This is a genomic window from Proteus myxofaciens ATCC 19692, assembly GCF_001654855.1.
Lineage (GTDB): Bacteria > Pseudomonadota > Gammaproteobacteria > Enterobacterales > Enterobacteriaceae > Proteus > Proteus myxofaciens.
The window spans coordinates 1-24,788 of sequence record NZ_LXEN01000157.1; the positions used below are offsets into that span (position 1 = coordinate 1).

Consider the following 24,788-nt stretch of genomic DNA (forward strand, 5'->3'; position numbering starts at 1 on the left):
TGTTATTGATTAGTAATGCCAATAATGATAATTTTTAATTTCATTGTTTTATTAACGTTTATTTTAATATGTAATTAAATAGTGATTCATTTAATTTTTAATGTAAATATATGAAATGAGGTATCCCCATGAGTGAATTTGACAAATGGAAAGATTTTAAGAAACTTACTACGCTTAAAATTTCATTTTATGACAGTGTAAATGCCAAAAGTGCAGAGATTTTTGGTAATGGGAAAAATCAGGTTAAATTACACATTCAAGTTAATGCCGTAGATAAAAATAATGAACAAATATCTATATCAGATGACGAAATAAGTAAGATTTTGAGTCTAGTAACTTACTCTACGGGCGAAAAAATTTCTCATAATGGAAGCCCTTCATCTGTTAAGCATTGGAACTCTTCCCTTGTCGCATCTGAGTTTCCTTATGCTTTCAATTACAGTACTTCTTTGACTAGAGATGAAAATGCTAAAGAATTAAGAGCAAATCAAAACTTTATTTTCTATTTAACCGCAAATAATGTATTGGCGGAGAAGAACATTGATATAGCTGCTCAGATCGATATACCGAATGTGGGTGCATTTAATACTACATCTGATGGTACTGATACTAAAAATAGTCCTAAAGGAGAAAATGGCTCCCCATTTAGAGCTCCGTCATCTGTTCATGTTAAAGCAATGATACAGATCGATTATTCTGATATTACTAAATTACAATTAATCCAAAGTCCCTGGAGTCCGGTAAAGAAACAAACTTTTGTTGTGCATGATTATAAGTCGGATTCTAAATATTGGACTAAAGAAAATGGCGCATCTTTGTATCGAAGTACCGTTAGGATTACGCCAAAGTTAAGTGATAAATTAAAATTTACTGAAGTAAAAAGATCTTATTTCGGTATTCATTCAGAAGATCTTATTGAAAATAAAGGAATGGCAACATGGCGGCATAAGAAAGAACCTGGAATTTTGTTACGTGATGGTGACGAATATAGTGCGTTATTTGTTGCCGTCGGAGGATTTGGGAAAAATGTTAATAATCCTGATTATGATACTTATTTTTGGCACCGACCACTGTCCGTAGCTCCTACTATAAAAGGATATTTTCATCTTGCTGATTCGGTATGGCAATACCGGACTGAAGTTAATATTCCAGTATTGAATACTAGTATTGGGGTTAATGAAGTGGAGCTGGTGGGTTATAAAATCAGTACCCCTACGGGTCGTAATGTCTATTCAAATCATTGGGAAGGTAAATCGAACCCAGTTACTTTTTCAGTAGTTGATAATTATGGTAATAAAGGTAAATTTAAGATTATTTTTTTCTCAGATCAATCGGACTATAAAAAATTAGGTGATGTTCATCTCGAATAGCATCTATATTCGCTCTATTTTTTAATCCAGTATCCAGATGATAACTGGATACTGCAAGAGGCATTATAAATACATTGATATCAGAATGTTTATTATAATAAGGGGTGTTTAATTGGGTTGTTAAAACTTAATATTTCAATGAAAAAATGAGGGATCTGAATTCGGTAAATTTGACAGATTAAAAATCAGGTTGCTATCTATGTTTCAGTTATATTTTTTTAATAAAAAACAATAAAACTAAGTTGACTGAATTGGAGTAACTTTAGGCCTTGTATTAATGACATGATTCTAGTTTTCACTGATGTTTATGGTGATAGTAGTAAACTTAAATTAATATTTCATGAAGGTAAATGTTTTAATAAATTTTAAAAAACTATTATTAATTAACAATGCTTATACCATTTATTAAATAATGAGATCTATTTTTAAATCGACTGATTTTAACTATGTAAATTACTAATAAATACTCTTTTATCTAGAGATATTGAGAAATTTTTCTACACTTAATATAAGTGTAATGATATTGCTTTAACAATATGACAATAGGTGCTAATTATGAATGAAAATTTCACATCACAATCATCAAATTTCATTAGTGCTATAAATACAGATGTTGATCCGCGAACTGGTCAGTTTATGGTTAATCTACCTGTTGTTTCATTAATAGGCAATAATCGACTTGGTCCCGAGTTATCTCTGTCCCTGAGTTATTCATCACTAAGCAGAATTAATTGTGGGTTCGGTACTGGTTTTTCACTGAGTTTGACGCAGTTCAATAATAAACTAATTTGCTGGAGTTAAGCAATGGTGAAAAATACAGAGTTAGTCCCGGCTCAGATGAGGTGCGTAACCATAAACTTAAAAATTTCCGTTTCGCTTTTACCAATAGTTACGGGGATGGAGATGGTTATACCATTTTTTGGAAAGACGGCAAAATAGAGTTGCTAGAAAAAACTGAAGATAATGAGACATTCGTCACTACGACCATCTGTTCTCCCTCTGGACGCCTGTTGTATCTGCTATGGGACTGGAGCGGCCAAGTATCTCGGCTATCAGAAATTAGAGATGAGTTAGTGACCTTATGTCAGATTAGTTACGGGGTATTCCCTACCGTAACACTGTGGCCAAAAACAAGAGATGAAAGTCGTATACAATTTGAATTGTTGAATGAGTCTCAACTTGACTGTATTTCCCATCATATTTCAGATAGTGAAATAATGAAGTGGTATTTCAGTTACGAGCTTCTGGAAGGGATGACAGATCTGTTACTTACCGAAGTAAAGTATCCGACAGGAATGACGGATAACGTTGTCTATAATCAGCTTGAGGGACTCCGATATCCCGAATCATCGGGTTTCAATGAACGTTTGCCAGTCGTTTTAACTCATACCCGTGACCCGGGAGCGGGGCAGCCAGAAACTATTCGGTATTTTACATACACAGAACAAAATTTCCTCGGTTTTAATGGTAACTTTGGTGACTGGTATGCTGATAGTGATTATATCTACACTACGTTAACCGATTACATTTATGGTTCAACTGAAACCATCAGCAGTGAAGGGATCACTGTAATCACTGAACGGCAATACAATAATTATCATCTGCAAATATCGGAACAAACACAAAAACATAGCAGTATTATCCGTGAAGACACAGAATATTATGCCATTCCTTATGATTTTATTGAGAGCCAGCCAGCTCAATTTCAGCTACCCAAAAAGAAAATTGTCACTCTGACGGATACTTCGTTGCCTGCGACAGAGCAATCCCGTCAGGAAATTACGGAGACCGAGTTTGATGAGCACGGTAACCCGATCAGTATTAAAGCGCCTGATGGTACTCTCACAACATATGAATTTTATTCAGCGGAAGGTGAGGAAAATTGCCCTCTCGAACCGAATGGTTTCGCCCGTTTCCTAAAATCAGTTAAAATCACTCCTCGTACCAGTGATTACAGTGATACTCCGGTTAATATGACCGTTTATACCTATAAATCTCTAGGAAATACCTTATGTGTAGTGCAGGATACTGAATCAACCTTCAGCGGAAGTACCTTATTGTCAGTGCGCACTACCCAGTATCAGACAAATACTGAGCATGCGGAGTATGGTCGTATCATCGCATTTATTGATACCCGTTACGAAAAGGGGGTTTCTTTTACCAGCAGACAGGATTTTGACACTGTGATCAGTGACGGCCTGATGGAACAGTCTGTCATCTTTACCGGACATGACGGACTTCAGTCATCGATAGCGCGCCGCCAGTCTATTTATAACGGACTTTTACGTACTGAAATTTCACCTCAGGGAGTAATAACAGACTATACCTATGATGTACTGGGAAGAATACTGACCCAAACACTGAATTCAGGCACAGATTATGAAAATACAGCGATATGGGAATATGCGATCAAAAATACAGGCCCTGTTACCACAATGCGAGATGCCCTTGGTAATCAGATAAGAATTTATTTTGACGGGGCTGGGCGTCAGATTCGTCAGCAACAATTTGATGTTGATCATACACATCAATGGTTTGATATTGTGTCAACACAGTATGATTCTTTAGGTCAGTCGCGGGCTAGTACAGGGCAGGACTGGATCACTGCAGAGCCCGGTTCTGTCAGTAATTTTATTATCAGTAGCAGAGTTAGTTATGATAATTGGGGTAATCAGTCGGAAATGGCATTTTCGAATAATCTTTATGAACTGACACAAACAGATCCAGTTCGAAGGTTAACACATTCCTTCTCACAAGGTGGGGAAGGAATAACTCTAATGAAAAGTGGTTCTGTGAATACTCAGCTAGATAAAATTACTGGGTTGCCAGTACAGGAAGTGATGAAAGATGTATCTGGAGCTGAACAGAGTAAAAAATGCTATATATATGACGGGCTTAATCGATTACGGCAAGAAGAAGATACGGATGGAAATTTAACCACATACAGCTATGACGAGTTTAATAGGGAGATATCTCGTACGCTGGCTGACGGAACTATAGTAACTCGTGAATATGCCCCCCATTTAAGCGACAGTCAAGTCACCTGTATTCAGGTAACTAGTCCAGATGATGATGGAAATCTTCAGATTCAGACAATGGGTCTTCGGATATATGACAGTCTGAACCGAGTCACGAAGGAAACGGTCGGCGGGCGAGTGACAAGCTATTATTATGACGGTGCATCTCCCGTGCCTGCTAAAAAAACCTTACCATCGGGAGAGTCACTGACGTATACGTATATCCTTGAGCTGGATAATGTCCCTCGCAGTATTAGTGCCGAAGAGGTGACTCAAATTTATGAATACGATAATTTGACTGGTGCTCTATTAAAAGCCCGTGAGGGTGATACCGAATATGTTTGCATCAGGTCACCGTCAGGTCAATTGATCCGAGAGCAGTTTATTCGGCAGGGGAGCCACCATCAGGCAGATCATATCAGCACATTGAGCGGAACTCCTCTTAGCTACACGGATATTACAGGGGCGCAGACGTGTTATAAACGTAATGAGCAAGGACAAATCGTCGAGATATCGGACAGTGCTCTTGATGTTGAGTTGAGCTACGATCTCCTGCATCGCTTGTCGAGTCAAACAGTGACGGAGACGGTTGGTGGTGCGAGCTTAACCACCTCGTTTGCGTATGATGATTTCAGCCGAGAAACTACACGAACCCTCACTGACAGCAGTGGGAAAACGCTGACAACAGAATTAAGTTGGCTAAAAAACGGCCTGCTTGGTCGTCGCCTGACTCAGCAAAATAATATGAAATTGAAAGATGAACAATATAATTATGACTGCCGTAACCGTTTGGTTAGTTATCGTGTGAGTGGCAGATTGCCAACGCTGGATGCTTACGGTAATCCACTGACAAGCCAGCTATATCAGCATGATGCGATAAATAATTTGACGTCTGTCACGACCACCTTAATCGATGGCAGCACCGATACAGCTACATATCATTATCTGAATACAGATGATCCAACACAGTTATCGATGGTAACGCATACACATGGCAAGTACCCACCGACGATTAATCTGACATATGATGCAAACGGTCGGATGACTCTGGATGAGGCGGGCAGAACACTGATTTATGATGTACGAGGAAGATTGATCGAAGTCAGCGGAGAAAACATTAATGGAGGCAGCTATCAGTATGATGCAGTTAACCGGTTGGCGACTCAGAATGTTAGTCAAAGTGATGTGAGGGCACTGTACTATCGAGGAAATGATCTGGTAAATGAAGTGCTTTCTAAAAACAAGCAGGATATACGTTTGATTAAACAGGGTTCTCTTTGTCTGGGGGTTAGCGATGGTCATAAGCTAACCCTTACGGGAACTGATCATAACAACAGCTTATTATTATCAAATGATAATATCGGTGGAGAGCAGCTACATAGCTGGTCGCCTTATGGCAGCGGAAATCCGATCGATTTACTGCCAGGTTTTAACGGTGAGCGGTCTGATCCTGTAAGTGGTAGTTACCACTTGGGAAACGGTTATCGGGCCTATAATCCAGTTCTGATGCGTTTTAACTGTCCAGATAGTATGAGTCCGTTCAATGAAGGTGGCATTAATCCTTATGCCTATTGCGCGGGGGATCCTATTAATTTGACTGATCCCTCAGGTCACATGAGCACAGGCAGTAAAGTGGGAATAGGGCTCGGTGTCGCGGGTCTTTTTGCTGCTGCTTTTACCGCGGGATTGTCTTTGGTTGCCTCGACAATTGCTACAGCACTAACAGTAACCATAACAACAGGAGCATCCATCTCAACAATGGGCGCTATATCCGGGGCACTGGCTTCAGCATCAGTTACCTCATTAGTGGTAGGAGGGCTAGGTATTGTATCAGATGTGACAGCGATCGCGAGCGGTGCAGCGGAAAGTAGCGATCCGGCAGCTTCCTCTGTGCTGGGTTGGATATCCATGGGTATGGGCTTGGCCGGTTTGGGAATAAGTATGGGTATGGGAGGAGCAAAAATATTGAGTAGCTCCAACACAACAAGCTCTATGATGTTAAGTGGTACAATGAAAGAACTTGATTCTATGGGTAAGGATATTTATTTTTTTGAAGATAATTATAAATTTGGGAGAAGGCTTAATATTGTTGCTCATGGTTCACTACAAAAAAATGGTACAGGGCTACTCGCTCGTTCTTTTGGCGCTAATCTAGATGCGGAGGAGTTATTTTCCATTATAAAACAAAGAAAAATCTTAGATCGCTATGAAAATATTAGAACCATTATGTGTTTTTCTGGAAATGGTAATAGTCAATCATTCGGCCAAAAATTAGCTAACCTGACGAAGCTTCCTGTCAAATCTTATGTAGGTACTGTCACAGGAAATTTTGAGGTAAATAGTCTAAACAAGATTTTATATGAGGCGGCAGGAATACGAGGAGGCGACGGTTTTGCATATATGAGTAAGACCTTTGCCGAAAATTATGAATTTCAGATTAGAAAATCAAACCCTTACTCATTATTTTCTAAAAATTACTGGAAATGGAATTATGATGCTGCAATGTTTAGACCTGTACTTTAACTTTGTATCCAGAAAATCAAACCCTACCCACTTTAAATCAGACTAACTAAGCCCAATTTTTGGGAGAGCGTATAAAAAGGGATTATCTTTACTTTACAGAAAGGTCAACAGTTTATTTCTATATTACTGTGCTAAGAGCTTATATGGCAGGTATTGAGACTAAGAATAAACCTCTTATTTATAGCGAAGGAAATTAACATACCAACCTGCAAAAAATTGACTAGTCCTGATATAGGTTGACAACTTTTCAGGTATAAAATGCCCGATGAACCTCATTGGGCGTTTTATAATTTAATGATAAATACGGTCGCCATTCATTATACAACTGTATTGATTCTTCAAATAACTTTCTTGCCTGCTCCAAATTACTTGGCTTGACTAGTAAATACTCCATTTTTAATATTCCATTGACCCGTTCTGCCAATCGGCTTTAAGCTGAGCTTCTTCAAATTCTTTTTCGAGGGCTTTAATGCGTTATTCAGGTGTTTGTTGCTCAGAAGATTGGATCATAGCCGCACCTTTATAAAGAGTGTTGGGCGTATCTTTCGACCAATCTAATCTACCATGCTTATGAAGCCAAACCAAAATGGTAGAACGACCTTGTATGCCGTATTGATATTGAGCTTGTTTATAGGTGAATTCGCCTTTTTCTACTTGGTCAACGACTGCCAATTAAAGGCTAGGGAATAATCACGTTGAGTTCGTTTACTTGTTGGTTTCATTACACTCTCCAATTTTAAGTTGGAAAAGTGTCAACCTTATTTAGGACGGGTCAGTTGATGAAAATTAGGCTAAAAAAAAGCCACTAAAGTGGCTTTTTTACTCAAAAGAAACTTTTTATAGAGTATGATTAACGAATACTCATTGAGTTGATAACACCTTTAACACCTTTCACGTTACGAGTTGTATCAATAGCGCGATTAGCATCAGCTTCTGATGAAACGAAACCACTTAATTGTACTTTTCCTTTGAATGTTTCAACGCTAATTTGTGTTGAGTTCAGATTTTTCTCACCTAATAGAGCTGTTTTAACCTTAGTAGTGATAACTGAGTCATCAAAATAACCACCAGTACCTTCTGTTTTTGGTGTTGGTGAACATGCAGCTATTGTAAACACCATGAGTAGTGCTGCAAATACAGCAGAAATTTTTGCCCATAGTTTCATCATCGAACTCCTTATAATCACATTATTGGTTGGGTATTTATGAAAAGAAAATATAAAGCTCTTAATGAATTATGAGCAAAAAATTAAAAATTGCCAAATTTTTGCGTCAAGATAATTTGAAGTGAAAAATATTTAGAAAGACTCACAATGCTTTAAATTCAGGACTTCTCGCAATATATATAGCTTTAATTTGAGGTAATCAGCAGAAATAATTAAGAATAATCCGCTTAGGAATATGAATTAAATACATGCCTAAAGCGGATCAGAGTAGGGTATCACAATAAAATTATTGCGATTGTGTTGCTTTTTTCATCGCTTTAACAAATTCAGTGAGCTTATTAAGCATTACATTAGGCTGGTGGAGATTTTTTTCAATAATTTGTACCACGGCAGATCCTGAAATAGCACCTGCAGCACCATTATCTAATGCTTCTTTCACTTGTGCTGGTTCTGAAATGCCAAAACCTTGTAATGCAGGTGGCGCTTTGGCGTCTTTTAATTTTTTTGTTAAATGAGACAATGAATGTTCAGCACGCTTATCAGTGCCAGTTACACCTGCTCTTGATAAGAGATAAGTATAGGCTTTTCCTGAAGTTGCTAGCTCGTTTAATAACGCATCATCAGCATTAGGAGGACAGATAAAAATAGGTGCAATTCGTTCTTTTTGTGCCGCATCACGAAATACTTTTGACTCACGTAAAGGCACATCACCAATAAGAACAGAATCAACACCTGCTTGTTGGCATTTATGATAAAAATTATCGATGCCATTGCTAAACACTAAATTTGCATAGACTAATAGCCCAATAGGAATATTAGGGTGTTTTTGACGAACTTGGCTTAATAAAGAGAAGCATTCTGTCGGTGTAACATTGGCATGCAATGCTCGTAAATTTGCACCTTGAATAGTTGGACCATCAGCTAAAGGATCTGAAAAGGGAATACCTATTTCAAGCGCATCAGCACCACCTTCAATTAATGCATCAATAATTTGTAATGATAATTGAGGTGAGGGATCACCTAAGGTAATAAAAGGAACAAAAGCGCCTTCATTTTTTTCAGCTAACGCCTCAAAGCATAATTGATAGCGATTCATTAGATTTCTCCTCGTGCTGCTAAAATATCATTAACAGTAAAAATGTCTTTATCACCCCGTCCTGATAGATTCACCACTAATAGCTGTTCTTTGTCAGGATTTTGTGCAATTAATTTTAATGCGTAAGCAAGAGCATGAGAGGATTCTAATGCAGGAATAATCCCTTCTCTGCGAGAAAGTGCTTTAAAGGCTTCAATAGCTTCATCATCAGTAACAGAAACATAATCAGCTCGACCAATGCTATTTAAATGCGCATGTTGAGGACCCACTGATGGGAAATCTAAACCTGCAGAAATAGAATAAGATTCTTCAATCTGACCTTCATCTGTTTGCATAATTGGCGATTTCATACCGAAATAGATCCCCAATTTACCGTGTTTAAGTGGCGCACCATGTTCACCTGTTTCAATACCTTTACCTGCGGGTTCTACACCAATAAGTTGCACAGACGTTTCAGGAATAAATGCAGTAAATAAGCCAATAGCGTTAGAACCCCCACCAATACAAGCAATTACTGCATCAGGTAATCGACCTTCACGCTCAAGAATTTGAGATTTGGCTTCATCGCCAATCATGCGTTGGAATTCACGCACAATAGTTGGGTAAGGGTGAGGACCAGCTGCTGTTCCTAATAAGTAGTGTGCATTTTCATAGCTACCAGACCAGTCACGCAAAGCCTCATTACAGGCATCCTTAAGTGTTGAAGAGCCACTGTGCACAGGAATAACTTCAGCGCCCATTAAGCGCATACGAAAAACATTAGGCGATTGGCGTTCAACATCTTTAGCACCCATATAAATACGACATTTCATATTTAATAATGCGCAAGCAAGGGCGGTTGCTACACCATGTTGACCTGCACCTGTTTCTGCAATAATTTCTGTTTTACCCATACGCTTTGCTAAAAGTGCTTGTCCTAACACTTGGTTCGTTTTATGAGCTCCACCATGCAATAAATCTTCACGCTTTAAATATAGGCGAGTACGGGTGCCTTCAGTTAAATTACGGCAAAGGGTTAATGCTGTTGGTCTACCAGCATAATTTTTAAGTAAATCTTGAAATTCCTGCTGAAATGACGGGCTATTTTGTGTATCGATAAATGCTTGTTCGAGTTGATCCAGCGCTGGAATTAAAATTTCTGGGACATATTGTCCACCAAATTCACCAAAATAAGGGTTAAGTTTTCTCATTGTGTTGCCATCCTATTTTTAAATTTTTTCATTGTAATTGTGTGGATTTAATATTGTGGAATGCGATAGTGATGCAATTGCTTGAACACATTTAGCAACCGTTGTTCATCTTTTATACCGGGAGCTGACTCAACACCTGAGTTAAAATCTAATCCAAGACAACCTGTTTTCTCTGCATCTAAACAGTTTTCACTATTAAGACCCCCTGCAAGTAATGCGTTATCACGTAATTGCTTAGGGATATTGTGCCAATTAAATGTTTTTCCTGTCCCACCAGCCCCATTATCAAGAATGTATTTGTTCACTTGTGGTAATACAGTAAATTCAGTTTTTTTTGCCATGTTAACGGCTTGCCAAATTTCACAATCTGCGGGTAATTGCTGGCCTAATTGCGCAATAAATGGGCTATCTTCATCACCATGAAGTTGTACCGCTGATAAATTAAGTGCTTTGGCATATTTACAAATAAGCTCAATAGGTTGGTTTTGAAAAACACCAACAAAAGCTAAAGGGGCTTGTTTCACAAGTTCTTGAGCTTGCGATAATGTCACTTTACGAGGTGATTTTTCTGCAAATATTAGTCCTGCATAATAAGCACCAGCGTTATATACAGCTTGAATATCTTGTGTGCGGGTTAAGCCACACACTTTATACTTTCCCAGAATGAGCGCTCTCACTGCTTGGTCAATATTCTCTTGCGACATTAACGCGCTACCGACTAAAAAACCATTCGCATATTGACTTAGTGTTTTAACTTGTTGATGGGTATGAATACCAGACTCACTAATAATAATAGTACCTTGAGGCAATCCTTGGCTAAGTTGCTGAGTCCGTGTTAAATCAATAGAAAGATCACGCAAATCTCGATTGTTAATTCCGATTACTTTGGCGTTTAATTTTATTGCTCGTTGGCGTTCTTCCTCTGTACTAACCTCGGTTAATACACCCATATCTAATTGATGAGCAACTGTTGAAAGTGCACGATATTCATCATCAGTTAATACAGAAAGCATTAATAAAATCGCGTCAGCCTGATAAAAGCGAGCAAGGTAAATTTGGTATTCATCAATAATAAAATCTTTGCATAACACAGGTTGATGAACGGCATCGCTAACTTGGCGTAGATAATCAAAGCTACCTTGGAAATATTTTTCATCGGTTAACACCGAAATAGCAGCCGCATAAGGTTGATAAGTTTTTGCTATTTTTACAGGATCAAAATCAGTACGAATTAATCCTTTAGATGGCGATGCTTTTTTACATTCTAAAATAAATACCGTGTTAGGTTGCGTTAATGCTTCATAAAATGAACGTGTAGACGGCGTTATTTTGTCTTGAAATTCTGATAAAGGTTGAATAGTTTTACGCTCAACAAGGTTATCCGCTTTATCTTTCACAATAGCGTTTAATACAGTCATTTTTTATCCTCTTGTCGCTAGTGCGTTTACACGATTAATTGCTTTGCCACTATAAATAGTATGCATTGCTACTTCAGTATTCGCTTTAAGATCTTCTTGTCCATGTAGGCGCATTAATAAGGCGACATTCGCTGCGACAGACTCTGTATGAGCGCGTTTACCTTGTCCTTGCAGTAAATCTGAAAGTAATTGGCGATTAACCTCAGGAGTACCACCTTCTAAATCTCTTAAAGCACAAGGGCGAAGTCCAAAATCACTCGGTGTTAATTCATAGTTTGTAATTTCACCATTATGTAATTCGGCAACGTGAGTGGGTGCATGTAAAGAAACTTCATCCATTCCGCCACTATGAACAACAGCTGCGCGCTCATAACCTAATACTTTTAATGTATTTGCAATGGGGGTTAATAGTTCTGGACTATAAACACCAATTAATGCCAATGGTGGACGAGCAGGATTAATTAAAGGGCCTAATACATTAAATAGCGTACGTGTTTTTAATTGCTGACGAACAGGGGCTGCGAAACGAAATCCACTGTGATAAAAGGGGGCAAATAAAAAACATAGTCCGACTTCATCAAGTAATTGGCGCGCGGTATCAGCACTATTGTCTAAAGGAATTCCGAAAGCCGCTAATAAATCAGAAGAGCCTGAGCGACTTGATACACTGCGATTGCCATGTTTTGCTACTTTTATACCAATTTCAGCAGCAACAAATGCACTTGCTGTTGAAATATTGATACTATTCGCCCCATCACCACCAGTACCTACGATATCGCAAAAAGTATAATCAGGACGTGGAAAAGGCAAGGCATCTTCAAGTAATGCCCTCGCTGCGCCTGCAATTTCTTGCGGTTCTTCGCCGCGCATTTTCATACAAACTAATACAGCAGCAAGTTGAGATTCAGTTAATTCACCACGGATAATGGCGCTAAATAAAGTTTTGCTCTCTTCTAATGTTAAATGTTGTGAGCTAAATAACTTATTAAAAATAATATCCATTTTATGCGTCTCCTTTAGGAGCTAGTGACCATGCGATTGTTTGTGCTAAAAGTTGTGCACCTTTTGTGGTTAAAATTGATTCAGGGTGAAACTGAAAACCACAGGTTTTATGTTGATGATGGCGCACTGCCATCACAGTGTCATCACACCACGCATTAATAATGAGCTCATCAGGGATATGCTCTCCTGATAAGGAATGATATCGCGCAACAGGTAATGGATTAGGTAAATACGTGAACATCGCTTGATTGTCATGCTGTGCTGACGTTGCTTTACCATGCAAAATCTCACCACAACCTGAGACTTTTCCGCCATAAGCTTCAATAATGGCTTGGTGTCCTAAACAAATTCCAATAATGGGGTATTGACCTAATACACGCTTAAGTAATTCTGGCATGCAACCCGCTTTAGAAGGGGCGCCAGGACCTGGCGATAATAGTAATATTGGGTTTGTTAATTCCTGTAATTTTTGCTCGATCAACTCTGCTGTAACAGTATTACGATAAATAATGACGTCATGTCCTAGTGTGCGTAATTGATCAACTAAGTTATAAGTGAATGAGTCAATATTATCGAGCAGTAAGATAGTCGCCATTAATAAGCCTCCTGCGTTTGAGTACTTTCATGTGCCTGCAAAATGGCATTAATAACAGCTTGTGATTTGTTGCGAGTTTCTTCTGCTTCCATTTTCGGATCTGAATCCAGCACAATGCCAGCTCCGACTTGAATAGTTGCTATTTGATTTTCGACATAGGCAGAGCGAATAACAATGCAAGTATCAAAGTCACCAGCACCTGTAAAATAACCTATTGCTCCACCATAGCTACCACGTTTCTTTCTCTCATAACGTGCAATCAGTTGCATCGCACTGACTTTTGGTGCACCTGATAATGTGCCCATATTCATGCAAGCTTGATAAGCATGAAATATATCGAAGTCATGACGAAGTTTACCGATAACACGAGAAACTAAATGCATGACGAATGCATAGCGATCGACTTTTGTTAATTCAGCAACATATCGACTGCCAGCCTGACAAATCCGCGCTAAATCATTACGCGCTAAGTCTACTAGCATGATATGTTCTGAAAGCTCTTTGGTATCAGTACGCATTTCAAGCTCAATACGACTATCAAGATCATTATCAATAGAGCCATCAGCATGACGACCTCTAGGACGTGTACCTGCGATAGGATAAATTTCAATTTGGCGGTTATCAGCTTGATATTTCAATGCGCTTTCAGGAGATGCACCAAATACAGTAAATTGAGTATCTTGCATATAAAAAAGATACGGGCTTGGATTTTTCGCTTTTAATACTTGATAAGCGGATAAAGGAGAAGGGCATGCAACTTGAAAACGACGTGATGGTACGACTTGAAATATATCACCACGACGAATATATGTTTTCATTGCATCAACAATATCACCATATCCTTTATCATCCATATTGCCTTTTATGGTGCGCTCTTGCTCACTAAGTGTACAGCGCACAGGTTGTTTTAATGGTGATTTTGCCACTTCAATTAACTGATTTTGACGCGAAATCAGGCGGTCACACTCTGATTTATCATCCGTTAATCTAAGAGTAATAAGTTGGCTATGATGATTTTGATGGTCGATCTTAATTAATTGCTCAGCGAGATAAAAACAGTAATCTGGACAAGAAAAATCACTTTCAAGCTCAGGAATAGGCTCAAAACCGCTAACTAAATCGTAAGCAAATAAACCACCTAAAAAGAGAGCATCACGCTCTTTTTCTGCTGAATTACCTAAGAAGAAACGCAAAACATCAAATACACTGGCTGATTTTAATTTACTTTCTTCATCTATATCTTGATTTGGTGCTGAAAAAGTAAACACACACTGTGAAGGCGTGTCAAAATTGAGTATTGCTTTTTCTTTTAATGCGATTTTTAGTCTGGGTAATAAAGCTTGTCCATTAATACTTAATGCATCAATAGTAACTTGATTTTTAACAGCACTTATACGTAATGCGCTGTCTACAATTAGTAAACTTTGTAAATTAGCTTTAGTATCGATTTGAGCGGATTCTAGTAGCAATGTATTACCACGTTCTGCACATAACGTATTGAAAAGTAAAGCAGGCTCACTGCAATAAGGTAATGCTTTTTCGTTGACCTTGAATGGAAATGCGAGTGTTGTATTCATTATTTTTTGCTCTCTATTTTCTTTAGTTGATGTTTTTAGCGTAAAAAAAACCCGCATGTGCGGGCTTTTGATATCACTGACGCTAAGCAGGAAATCAAACCACCCATAACATAGATGTACGCCACCAAAAAGCGATAACATGTTGATTGGTATTCATAAAATCTCCTTACAGCAACAATAGATAAATAGATATCGAACTAGCTCGTGTTGTGTACTAGTAAACTGGATTGGATTGGGTTCGTCAAGTACTTTATGGCATACTCTTAAAAAATTATTATCGTGGTAATTCGAACAAGGTAAACAAATGACTGATACGCTCTCTGATTTACGGGTGATTTATGATTTACACAGCCACACTACAGCATCAGATGGCGAACTTTCACCAGAAGAACTGATTGATAGAGCGATAGAGCGACAAATCAACGTTCTAGCGATTACCGATCACGATACAACCGCCGCAATTGCACCTGCAACTCGTTATATCAACGAAAAAAATTACCTCTTACGTTGATACCAGGTGTCGAAATATCGACTTTGTGGGAGAATATAGAAATACATATTGTGGGATTAAATATTGATATTGAACATCCTGCAATAAAAGCGTTACTTAATACTCAAAGCTTACGCCGTGAAGCACGCGCAATAATGATTGGTGAACGTTTAGCCAAAGCAGGTATAGAAGGCGCTTGGGAAGGGGCAAAAGCGTTAGCTCAAGGAGGACAAGTTACTCGTGGCCATTTTGCTCGATTTTTGGTAAATGCGGGCCATGTAGCATCAGTCAATAAAGTGTTCAAACGCTATTTAGCAAAAGGCAAAACAGGCTATGTACCCTCACAGTGGTGTTCAATCAGTGACGCTGTCACTGCAATTCATGAGGCAGGGGGGGTTGCAGTATTCGCACATCCTGGTCGATATGGTCTATCCTCTAAATGGTTAAAGCGAGTGACGCTTTATTTTAAACAACAAGGTGGCGATGCAATGGAAGTGGCACAATGTCAACAACCACCACAAGAACGGGAGCAGCACGCAGCTTTAGCTCAATCTTTTGAACTCAAAGCCTCGTTAGGTTCTGATTTTCATCGTCCTTGCTCGTGGATAGAGTTAGGTCGTAATTTATGGTTACCTGGTGGTGTCGAACCCGTTTGGACACTATGGCAGGATTAATAGCAAAAGTCGTTGAGGGATGTATGAGCCAATTTTTTTATATTCACCCAGATAATCCGCAGGCTCGTTTAATTGAACAAAGTGCTGATATTTTACGGAAAGGCGGAGTGGTGATTTATCCAACAGATTCTGGTTATGCTATCGGTTGTTGTTTAGATAACAAAGATGCAATGACGCGAATTTGTCGTATTCGTCAAATAGACAAAAATCATAACTTTACATTAATGTGCCGTGATTTATCAGAAATTGCTACCTATGCACATGTTGATAATGTGGTTTTTCGTTTAATCAAAAACAACACGCCAGGAAACTACACCTTTATTCTAAAAGCAACGAAAGATGTACCTAAGCGTTTAATGAATGAAAAGCGTAAAACAATAGGTTTACGAGTGCCTTCTAATCCCATTGCGCTTGCATTATTAGAAAATATTGATGAGCCGTTGATGTCAACAAGCTTGATATTACCAGGTAATGATTTTGCTGAATCTGATCCTGAAGAAATTAATGATTTATTGGGCAAGCAGGTTGATTTAGTTATCCATGGTGGTTATTTAGGACAAAAATTAACAACTGTGGTTGATTTTACAGAAGATACACCAGTGATTATTCGTGAAGGTATGGGAGATATCACTCCTTTTCAGTAAGTGATTATTAATAAACACTATTTTTGATAGTGAAAAATTTAGAATGAGATAACAGGTGAAGGGCTTTCTTGCTTGTGTTAGATTTGCACTTAATGATAAGGGTTATCGTACACTTTTAGCGAATTCGCCAATATAAAGTGTCTATTTTATCTAATAAATTGCTAACGATATTGAATTAACAACATATCGATATCGTTTTCTATTGAATCAATACGCCTATGTTTGTTAACGATTTAATAAACACAGGCTATTTCCTATCAAGTTGATTTAGAAAATTAATTCTATTTTTATGACGCCTGTGAAGGCGACACATGAGGTTGTTCATGAGCGATAAATCGCAACGTACTGAAAAATTACAAAAAATATTAGCTCGTTCTGGTCATGGTTCTCGCCGTGAAATTGAAGGTTATCTTCAAGAAGGACGAATTAGTATTGATGGCACAAAAGCGAAGTTAGGCGATCGCATTGATGTGACATCAACAGCAAAGATCCGCTTAGATGGTCGTATTTTAAATATTAGAGAAGCACAAAAAGATGTTTGCCGAGTGTTGGCTTACTATAAGCCTGAAGGCGAATTATGTACTCGTAGTGATCCCCAAGGTCGTCCTACCGTTTTTCAACGCTTACCTCGTCTTAACCATGCTCGCTGGATTGCTGTTGGCCGTCTTGATGTCAATACCAGTGGTTTGCTCTTATTCACAACCGACGGTGAGTTGGCAAACCGTCTAATGCATCCTAGCCGTGAAGTCGAACGCGAATATGCGGTGCGTGTATTTGGTGAAATTGATGATGCGAAAGTGCGCCAATTAACTCGTGGCGTTCAGTTAGAAGATGGTATGGCCTCTTTCCGTTCTATTTCATATCGTGGCGGTGAAGGGATTAACCAGTGGTATAATGTTTCTTTGACTGAAGGTCGTAACCGCGAAGTGCGTCGTATGTGGGAAGCCGTAGGCGTTCAAGTCAGTCGCCTTATTCGTGTTCGTTATGGTGATATAGATTTACCTAAAGGATTACCACGAGGTGGTTGGGTTGAGTTAGGTCTTGATCAAATCAACTATTTACGCCAACTGGTTGAACTGAATGATGAAACAGTAACGAAAGTTGCAGTAGAAAAAGATCAAAGACGCATTAAGGCGAATCAAATTCGTCGTGCTGTGAAACGTCATACAAAAATTTCTGCTCGTTCGTCAACATCGCCAGCGAAAAGAGCTTCAAGCCGTCGTCAATCAGCTGGAATGAATAAAAAATAATTTATTCTTTCATTTTAAGTATTATAAAATTTTTGGTTAATAAAGAAGTCTTCTTATACGCTAAGGAGACTTCTTTTTTTGATGACTTTCTTTTTATTATAAATAAAACTATTATATTAATACTAATTAGATGGTAAGCTATTTTTATCAATTGACATTTATTTGTATATTTTACGATAAGGTATACTCAATAATATGTATCGGTATTTTTATTTAACTATCATTTTTTGTACTAATTTTTTTGCTGTGGGTTGTGATAGAACAATTAGCCCGACAGCACAAACAGGTCTATTTTATATTAGTAATAACAATAATACACCATTAGAGTTTTATATTGATAATACTCATTTTAAGATTAATGAAGGTGAGATTGAAAAAATAAAATTAGAAGATGGAAAACATGTATTAGTTGATATAAATGGCAAAAAGAAAATTTTTATGGTTTATCCTGGAAATCAAGGTGGAATAATTAATCCTTCTAGAGCTATTTATTATAGTTTTACTTCGGTATTAACTGCCAAAGAAGATCCTAATAACTTTTATCTCAATACTCAATCAGTTTGGGTAAATGGTCAGTTAATTAGTGGCGCCATTAATAGTTCAGATGCGATGTTTATTGATAATAACGTATTTCATTGTAATGTACCTATCGGTGAGACAATCAATACTTATCTTGATGATAGGAAAGACAAGGCTGTTGCCAATGTACTGACTAAATGTTATTCACAAGTTTCCTTTGGTAAGTTGTTATTGAAAAATCCCGAGGGAATACACTTCCATTCGAACATAGAGTTATTACAAGATGAACTAAATGAAAATAAACTCAATTGGATTAATGAAGAAAATACACGAACAGAAGATTTTATTATTAGCCTTGATAAAATAAAATTTAATAATAACAAATTAGTGAAAGAAGCAAAACAAATAAATAATATTATTTATCAATATTTATCTTCGCGAGATGTAAATGATAGAAGAACTTACTATAACGCTTACCATTCACATATAATGAATATGGCGAAAATTTATCATGAACAAATACAAAGTAATATGTTTGACGATAAAGACGCTTACATTAAATTAATACTTGAAACAAGTAAAATATTTGATGCGGGTGTTTTAAGTGAGCCTATTTTAATATGATAAACTTCTTGTTTTAATAATTAAAAAAAGATAATCGAATAAAGTAAAAAGAATAAATAGATGGTTAATAATGCACCTTTTTTAATTTCTCTTTAAAATAAGTGTTGCACAACATTTTTTATTACAGATAAATAATAGAATGAATGTTGTGCAATTAAGATAAAATAAATTATGCGGCAGGACCTGCTAATCTATCAGGTTGTGCATCTAGAGACTGTCCTTTCACATCTAAGCTATCATCGCTCATTACATAAAGATATAAAGGCATGAGATCTTTTGGTGTTCTCAGTTTTAATGCATCTTCTTCAGGGAAAGCACTTGCACGCATACCTGTACGAGTACCGCCTGGATTAATACAGTTTACACGTACTGTTGTATCGTTGTATTCCTCATTTAATATTTGCATAAAACCTTCTGTCGCAAATTTAGAGACAGAATAAGCACCCCAACCATAACGACCTTGGCGACCGACACTTGATGTTGTTAATACTAAACTTGAATGAGGTGCTTTTAACATTAAAGGCAATAATGCTTTAGTTAGCATAAATGTCGCATTAACGTTAACTTGCATTACATCATGCCACAGTGCACTTGGTTGGTTAATTATTGGCTCAACGACGCCTAATAAACCTGCATTTTGTAAGACGCCATCAAGATGAGGAAAACGTCTTGCAATTGTATCTGCTAATAATTGGTAATCATTTTCGGTTGCTGTAAGTAAATCTAAAGGATAAAGCAGAGGATGTTGGCCACCTGAAGCAATAATTTGTGTTTGAACATCTTCAAGTTTTGATAAAGTACGACCAACTAAGATTAATGTTGCACCATAGCTAGCATAAGTCAGAGCCGCTTCTTTGCCTATACCATCACCAGCGCCAGTGACTAGGATAATTTTATCTTTTAAGACAGTATGTTCGGGTTGATATTGCAGCATGTAGAGCTCCTGTTTGGTAAAAAGTCCATAAAGTGTAACGTCTAATTGCAATAAGGACTAGTTTTGCATTACGTTTTTATTGCTGTAATAGCATTATGCGCTTTTATGAAATTGTCATAAAGATACCTTAGTGTCTGGTACTAGCGCAAAATTTCATTAAACTAGGGCAATAAATTTTCTTCAGTTTTATTAACCTTAAAAAGAGGTCTTTGTGGAGTATATTTTACAATATGGACTGTTTTTAGCAGAAATAGTTACTGTCGTTGTGGCAATTATCGCGATTGTTTTATTCTTTGTGATAGTGGGAAGTAAAAAACAAAATCGAAAAGGGACGTTAAAAGTCACAGATCTTGCTGAAAGCTATCATGATAAACAACGTGTTATGCAACAAGCCAGAATGGATGATGCCGAATTAAAAGTTTGGTATAAAGCGTTTAAAAAGCAACAAAAACGAGAAAGCAAATTAAGTAAAAACAATGCTAAAGAAGGACGAAAAGGCGTTGTTAAACCCTGTTTGTATGTTATTGATTTTAATGGCAGTATGGATGCTCATGAAGTTGGTGCTTTACGTGAGGAAATTAGTGCAGTGCTATCTGTTGCACAGACCGGTGATGAAGTACTGCTTCGCTTAGAAAGCCCTGGTGGTATGGTACATGGTTATGGGCTTGCAGCAGCACAATTAACGCGTCTAAAAGAGAAAGGTATCAAATTAACGGCGGTCGTAGACAAAGTGGCTGCTAGTGGCGGTTATATGATGGCTTGTGTTGCAGATAAGATTGTGGCTGCACCTTTCGCGATTATCGGTTCTATTGGTGTTGTCGCACAAATCCCAAACATCCATCGTTTACTCAAGAAAAATGATATTGATGTTGAATTACATACTGCGGGCGAATATAAACGCACACTGACACTTTTAGGTGAAAATACCGAAGAAGGGCGTGAGAAATTTAAACAAGATTTAAATGAAACGCATTTATTATTTAAAAACTTTGTTCATCAATATCGTCCACAGCTAGATATCGATAGTGTTGCAACTGGTGAATATTGGTATGGTACTGATGCTTTAAACAAAGGGCTTATTGATGAAGTTGGCGTAAGTGATGACTGGTTAATTAGCCGAATTAATGATTTTGAAGTATTCTCAGTGCAATATGTTATTAAAAAGAAAATGGTTGAACGTGTTACAGGTGGTGCAATGGAAAGTGTTGATAAGCTTTTAATGCGCTGGGTTCAACGAGGCAAAAAACCACTGTTGTGATTGAAGATTAGCTCTCTTTAATTATCAATATTGACGATACTGAGAGGTATTAAAATCTTCTCAGTATCGTCATCATAAAAAGAGTTAATTAGATAAATTTATTTGATTATTTAATGATTTTTAAGCGAATATTTATCTAAATATGCTTTTTCTAGGGTTATTATATAAATAACATAAAAACGTCTTATTCTAAATGGTATTTATCAGATAATTCCTGAGCTAGATACTTGAACATATTAAATGCAGCCGTGCTTTTGAGTGTCGGTAATCCTTGGTCATCGAGGAAAAATTCTCCTTTAAAAACGAGAACGTCACCTTTTTGTTCAACAGAATCCGCACACATTCCTTGTAAATAGTCTTCATGTTCACGTATGATTTTATTCGCTTTTTCAAGTAGCATCTTGGTTGTGATAGGTGTAGTTTTGTTTGGCATAAATTGTGCTCCTTAGAAAAATAATTTGTTGCGCATCACTTTTTATCAGGTAGAGTGTGGCATTTTTAAAAGCTAGGCTACGCTATATGTAGCAAATGGTGATACCTGAATTAAAGTGTAGAGGTGTTTAAAATACCTCAAAAAACGTAACGAGTTTTGCGTTTAAACAAAAGCTTTAAATAAAAACAGGTTGATATATTGCAAAACTAACGCAATATAAAAAAGAGATTTTAAAAGTTTTTTGAGTTGATGGTATTGAATAATGCCGTCATGACAAAGTTTAATTAGGTAAAGGTAATTATGGGTAAAGCTCTTGTTATCGTGGAGTCCCCGGCTAAAGCCAAAACGATCAATAAATATCTTGGTAATGACTACGTAGTGAAATCTAGCGTTGGTCACATTCGTGATTTACCAAAAAGTGGATCGGGCAGCCAGAAGAGCGAAAACTCATCCGCCACGAAAAAAGGCGTAAAAAAAGTTAAAAAGGATGAGAAAACCGCCTTAGTCAACCGTATGGGCGTTGACCCATACAATGGGTGGACTGCGAATTATCAAATTCTGCCAGGCAAAGAAAAAGTCGTCGCTGAACTAAAATCATTAGCAGAGAAAGCTGACCATATCTATCTCGCAACCGACCTTGACCGCGAAGGAGAAGCTATCGCATGGCATTTACGCGAAGTTATCGGCGGTGAAGATGATAGATTTAGTCGAGTGGTTTTTAACGAAATCACTAAAAATGCCATTACACAAGCCTTTGAAACGCCTGGTGAGTTAAATATCGATCGCGTTAACGCACAGCAAGCCCGTCGTTTTATGGATAGGGTTGTTGGGTATATGGTTTCTCCTCTTTTGTGGAAAAAAGTTGCACGTGGATTATCAGCAGGACGCGTACAATCTGTTGCAGTTCGTCTATTAGTTGAACGTGAGCGTGAAATTAAAGCCTTTGTTCCTGAAGAGTATTGGCAATTACACGCTTCCTTGTTAACGCCAGATGAGCAAGCATTGCGTATGGAAGTAACCCATTGCAATGATAAAGCGTTTAATCCTGTTTCTGGTGATGAAACACAAGTTGCGGTTAACGCGCTTAAAAATGCAACATTCGTAGTTAAAGATCGTGAAGATAAGCCCACTTCAAGTAAGCCTAGCGCACCATTAATCACATCAACTTTGCAACAAGCGGCAAGTACTCGTTTAAGCTTTGGTGTGAAAAAAACGATGATGTTAGCGCAACGTCTCTATGAGGCGGGTTATATCACTTATATGCGTACTGACTCGACTAATTTAAGTCAAGACGCAATACAAATGGCTCGTGATTATATTCATGAGAATTTTGGTGATAAATACTTACCAAAAGCGCCGAATATTTATTCAAATAAAGAAAATTCGCAAGAAGCACATGAAGCTATCCGTCCTTCAGATATCAGCGTTTCTGCTGAATCGTTAAAAGATATGGATAATGATGCGAAACGTTTATACCAACTGATTTGGAATCAATTTGTCGCCTGTCAAATGACACCTGCAAAATATGATTCAACAACCTTAACCGTGACATCAGGTGATTATAAACTGCGTGCAAAAGGCCGTACTTTACGTTTTGCTGGTTGGACTAAAGTTATGCCAGCTATGCGTAATAAAGATGAAGATAAAACGCTACCAATGGTTGATGTTGGCGCTAAATTAACGTTAGTTGAGCTTAATCCTACCCAGCACTTCACTAAGCCACCAGCGCGATTTAGTGAAGCAACGCTTGTTAAAGAGCTTGAAAAACGCGGTATTGGTCGTCCTTCAACCTATGCATCTATCATTTCAACTATTCAAGATAGAGGCTATGTTAAAGTAGAAAATCGTCGTTTTTATGCCGAAAAAATGGGTGAGATCGTCACCGATCGTTTAGAAGAAAACTTCAGCGATTTAATGAGCTACGATTTTACGGCACAAATGGAAGAAAATCTCGACCATGTTGCTAACAATGAAGAAAATTGGAAAGCGGTATTAGATGTTTTCTTTGGTGATTTTAGTGAGCAACTGACTGTTGCTGAAAAAGATCCTGAAGAAGGTGGAATGCGACCAAATCCAATGGTTATCACCTCCATTGAATGCCCAACATGTTCACGTCATATGGGTATTAGAACCGCGACAACGGGTGTCTTTTTAGGTTGTTCTGGTTATGCATTACCGCCGAAAGAGCGCTGCAAACAAACTATCAATCTTATTCCAGAAGATGAGCTACTCAATATTCTTGAAGGAGATGATGCAGAAACTAACGCTTTACGTGCTCGCCGTCGTTGTCCTAAATGTGGCACCGCGATGGATAGTTATCTGATCGATACGCATCGTAAATTGCATGTATGTGGTAATAATCCTGCATGTGATGGTTATGAAGTTGAAGAGGGTGAATTCCGCTTAAAAGGCTATGAAGGCCCTGTTATTGAATGTGATAAATGTGGCGCTGAAATGCACCTGAAAATGGGGCGTTTTGGTAAATACATGGGTTGCACCAATGATGAGTGTAAAAATACGCGTAAAATCTTAAAAAGTGGCGAAATAGCACCACCTAAAGAAGATCCTGTACCGTTACCTGAATTACCTTGTGAAAAATCAGATGCTTATTTCGTTTTACGTGATGGGGCTGCGGGTATATTCCTTGCCGCGAATACTTTCCCTAAATCGAGAGAAACGCGAGCTCCTAAAGTTGAAGAGTTAGTGCGTTTTAAAGATAGACTATCTGAAAAAATGCGTTATTTAGCAGAAGCACCCGTTGCTGATCCTGAAGGTAATCCAACTATTGTTCGTTTTAGTCGTAAAACAAAACAACAATATGTCTCTTCAGAAAAAGACGGTAAGGCAACAGGCTGGTCAGCATTTTATGTTGATGGCAAATGGGTTGAAAAAGCGAAATAATTTTGCACTGCCTCTAAAAATGAAAAGCGACTAATGTGAGTTAGTCGCTTTTTTAGTATTAAGAAGATAAGCTAAATAACGTACATTAAAACAGTATTAATGGTTAAT

General features: G+C 37.8%; 14 protein-coding genes and 4 pseudogenes. 8 read left to right on the plus strand and 10 right to left on the minus strand.

Translation table 11 applies throughout. The annotated features are described in order from the left end of the window. The first annotated feature begins 128 nt into the window (after positions 1–128). Positions 129–1,370 (plus strand): hypothetical protein, encoded by a 1,242-nt coding sequence (locus tag M983_RS16060; RefSeq protein ID WP_066753347.1) that lies wholly within the window; start codon positions 129–131, stop codon positions 1,368–1,370. 788 nt (positions 1,371–2,158) lie between these two features. Further along, positions 2,159–6,910 carry an RHS repeat domain-containing protein gene (locus M983_RS16065; protein ID WP_157091983.1) on the plus strand — a complete coding sequence of 1,584 codons (4,752 nt, stop codon included), beginning with the start codon at positions 2,159–2,161 and terminating at the stop codon, positions 6,908–6,910. 247 nt (positions 6,911–7,157) lie between these two features. Here M983_RS16065 and M983_RS18080 read toward each other — a convergent pair. From M983_RS18080 to M983_RS16105, 8 genes and pseudogenes are all read right to left on the minus strand, one after another. Then, positions 7,158–7,334: pseudogene (locus M983_RS18080) on the minus strand (integrase core domain-containing protein); the annotation flags it as partial. 119 nt (positions 7,335–7,453) lie between these two features. Then, positions 7,454–7,632 (minus strand): annotated as a pseudogene (locus M983_RS16070) (IS3 family transposase); the annotation flags it as partial. A 128-nt stretch (positions 7,633–7,760) separates the two neighbouring features. Beyond that, positions 7,761–8,030 carry a BON domain-containing protein gene (locus M983_RS16075; protein WP_425415205.1) on the minus strand — a complete coding sequence of 90 codons (270 nt, stop codon included), beginning with the start codon at positions 8,028–8,030 and terminating at the stop codon, positions 7,761–7,763. Between the two features lie 331 nt (positions 8,031–8,361). Further along, positions 8,362–9,171, minus strand: a complete 810-nt coding sequence (trpA, locus tag M983_RS16080) for a tryptophan synthase subunit alpha (RefSeq protein WP_066753359.1) — start codon at positions 9,169–9,171, stop codon at positions 8,362–8,364. Next, a complete protein-coding gene (trpB, locus tag M983_RS16085) occupies positions 9,171–10,361 on the minus strand; it encodes a tryptophan synthase subunit beta (protein ID WP_066753362.1) in 1,191 nt (396 codons plus the stop codon). The genes trpA and trpB overlap by 1 nt, the downstream gene beginning before the upstream one ends. A 47-nt stretch (positions 10,362–10,408) precedes the next feature. Beyond that, positions 10,409–11,779, minus strand: coding sequence for a bifunctional indole-3-glycerol-phosphate synthase TrpC/phosphoribosylanthranilate isomerase TrpF (trpCF, locus tag M983_RS16090; protein WP_066753366.1), 1,371 nt, complete (start codon positions 11,777–11,779; stop codon positions 10,409–10,411). A gap of 3 nt (positions 11,780–11,782) precedes the next feature. Beyond that, positions 11,783–13,376 (minus strand): annotated as a pseudogene (gene trpD, locus M983_RS17955) (bifunctional anthranilate synthase glutamate amidotransferase component TrpG/anthranilate phosphoribosyltransferase TrpD). Next, a complete protein-coding gene (locus M983_RS16105) occupies positions 13,376–14,953 on the minus strand; it encodes an anthranilate synthase component 1 (protein ID WP_066753406.1) in 1,578 nt (525 codons plus the stop codon). Before M983_RS16105 ends, trpD begins: the two are co-directional and overlap by 1 nt. 304 nt (positions 14,954–15,257) lie before the next feature. Here M983_RS16105 and rnm point away from each other — a divergent pair. The 4 genes and pseudogenes from rnm to M983_RS16125 all read left to right on the plus strand — a co-directional run bounded on the left by rnm (position 15,258) and on the right by M983_RS16125 (position 19,154). Further along, positions 15,258–16,117: pseudogene (gene rnm / locus M983_RS16110) on the plus strand (RNase RNM). A 23-nt stretch (positions 16,118–16,140) separates the two neighbouring features. Further along, positions 16,141–16,761, plus strand: a complete 621-nt coding sequence (locus tag M983_RS16115) for an L-threonylcarbamoyladenylate synthase (protein ID WP_066753409.1) — start codon at positions 16,141–16,143, stop codon at positions 16,759–16,761. A gap of 323 nt (positions 16,762–17,084) precedes the next feature. Then, positions 17,085–18,011 (plus strand): 23S rRNA pseudouridine(2605) synthase RluB, encoded by a 927-nt coding sequence (gene rluB, locus M983_RS16120; protein ID WP_066753375.1) that lies wholly within the window; start codon positions 17,085–17,087, stop codon positions 18,009–18,011. 195 nt (positions 18,012–18,206) lie between these two features. Beyond that, positions 18,207–19,154, plus strand: coding sequence for a hypothetical protein (locus M983_RS16125; protein WP_066753378.1), 948 nt, complete (start codon positions 18,207–18,209; stop codon positions 19,152–19,154). Positions 19,155–19,323: 169 nt separating this feature from the next. Here M983_RS16125 and M983_RS16130 read toward each other — a convergent pair whose 3' ends face one another. After that, positions 19,324–20,085, minus strand: a complete 762-nt coding sequence (locus tag M983_RS16130) for a YciK family oxidoreductase (RefSeq protein WP_210433258.1) — start codon at positions 20,083–20,085, stop codon at positions 19,324–19,326. 214 nt (positions 20,086–20,299) lie between these two features. Here M983_RS16130 and sohB point away from each other — a divergent pair, with 214 nt between their 5' ends. Further along, positions 20,300–21,346 carry a protease SohB gene (gene sohB / locus M983_RS16135; RefSeq protein WP_066753383.1) on the plus strand — a complete coding sequence of 349 codons (1,047 nt, stop codon included), beginning with the start codon at positions 20,300–20,302 and terminating at the stop codon, positions 21,344–21,346. Positions 21,347–21,530: 184 nt separating this feature from the next. On the opposite strand, the gene M983_RS16140 is transcribed toward sohB, so the two are convergent. After that, on the minus strand, positions 21,531–21,779 hold the full coding sequence (locus M983_RS16140; RefSeq protein ID WP_066753386.1) for a YciN family protein: 249 nt from the start codon (positions 21,777–21,779) through the stop codon (positions 21,531–21,533). Positions 21,780–22,079: 300 nt separating this feature from the next. Here M983_RS16140 and topA point away from each other — a divergent pair, with 300 nt between their 5' ends. After that, on the plus strand, positions 22,080–24,680 hold the full coding sequence (gene topA / locus M983_RS16145; RefSeq protein ID WP_066753390.1) for a type I DNA topoisomerase: 2,601 nt from the start codon (positions 22,080–22,082) through the stop codon (positions 24,678–24,680). The last annotated feature ends 108 nt before the right edge of the window (positions 24,681–24,788 follow it).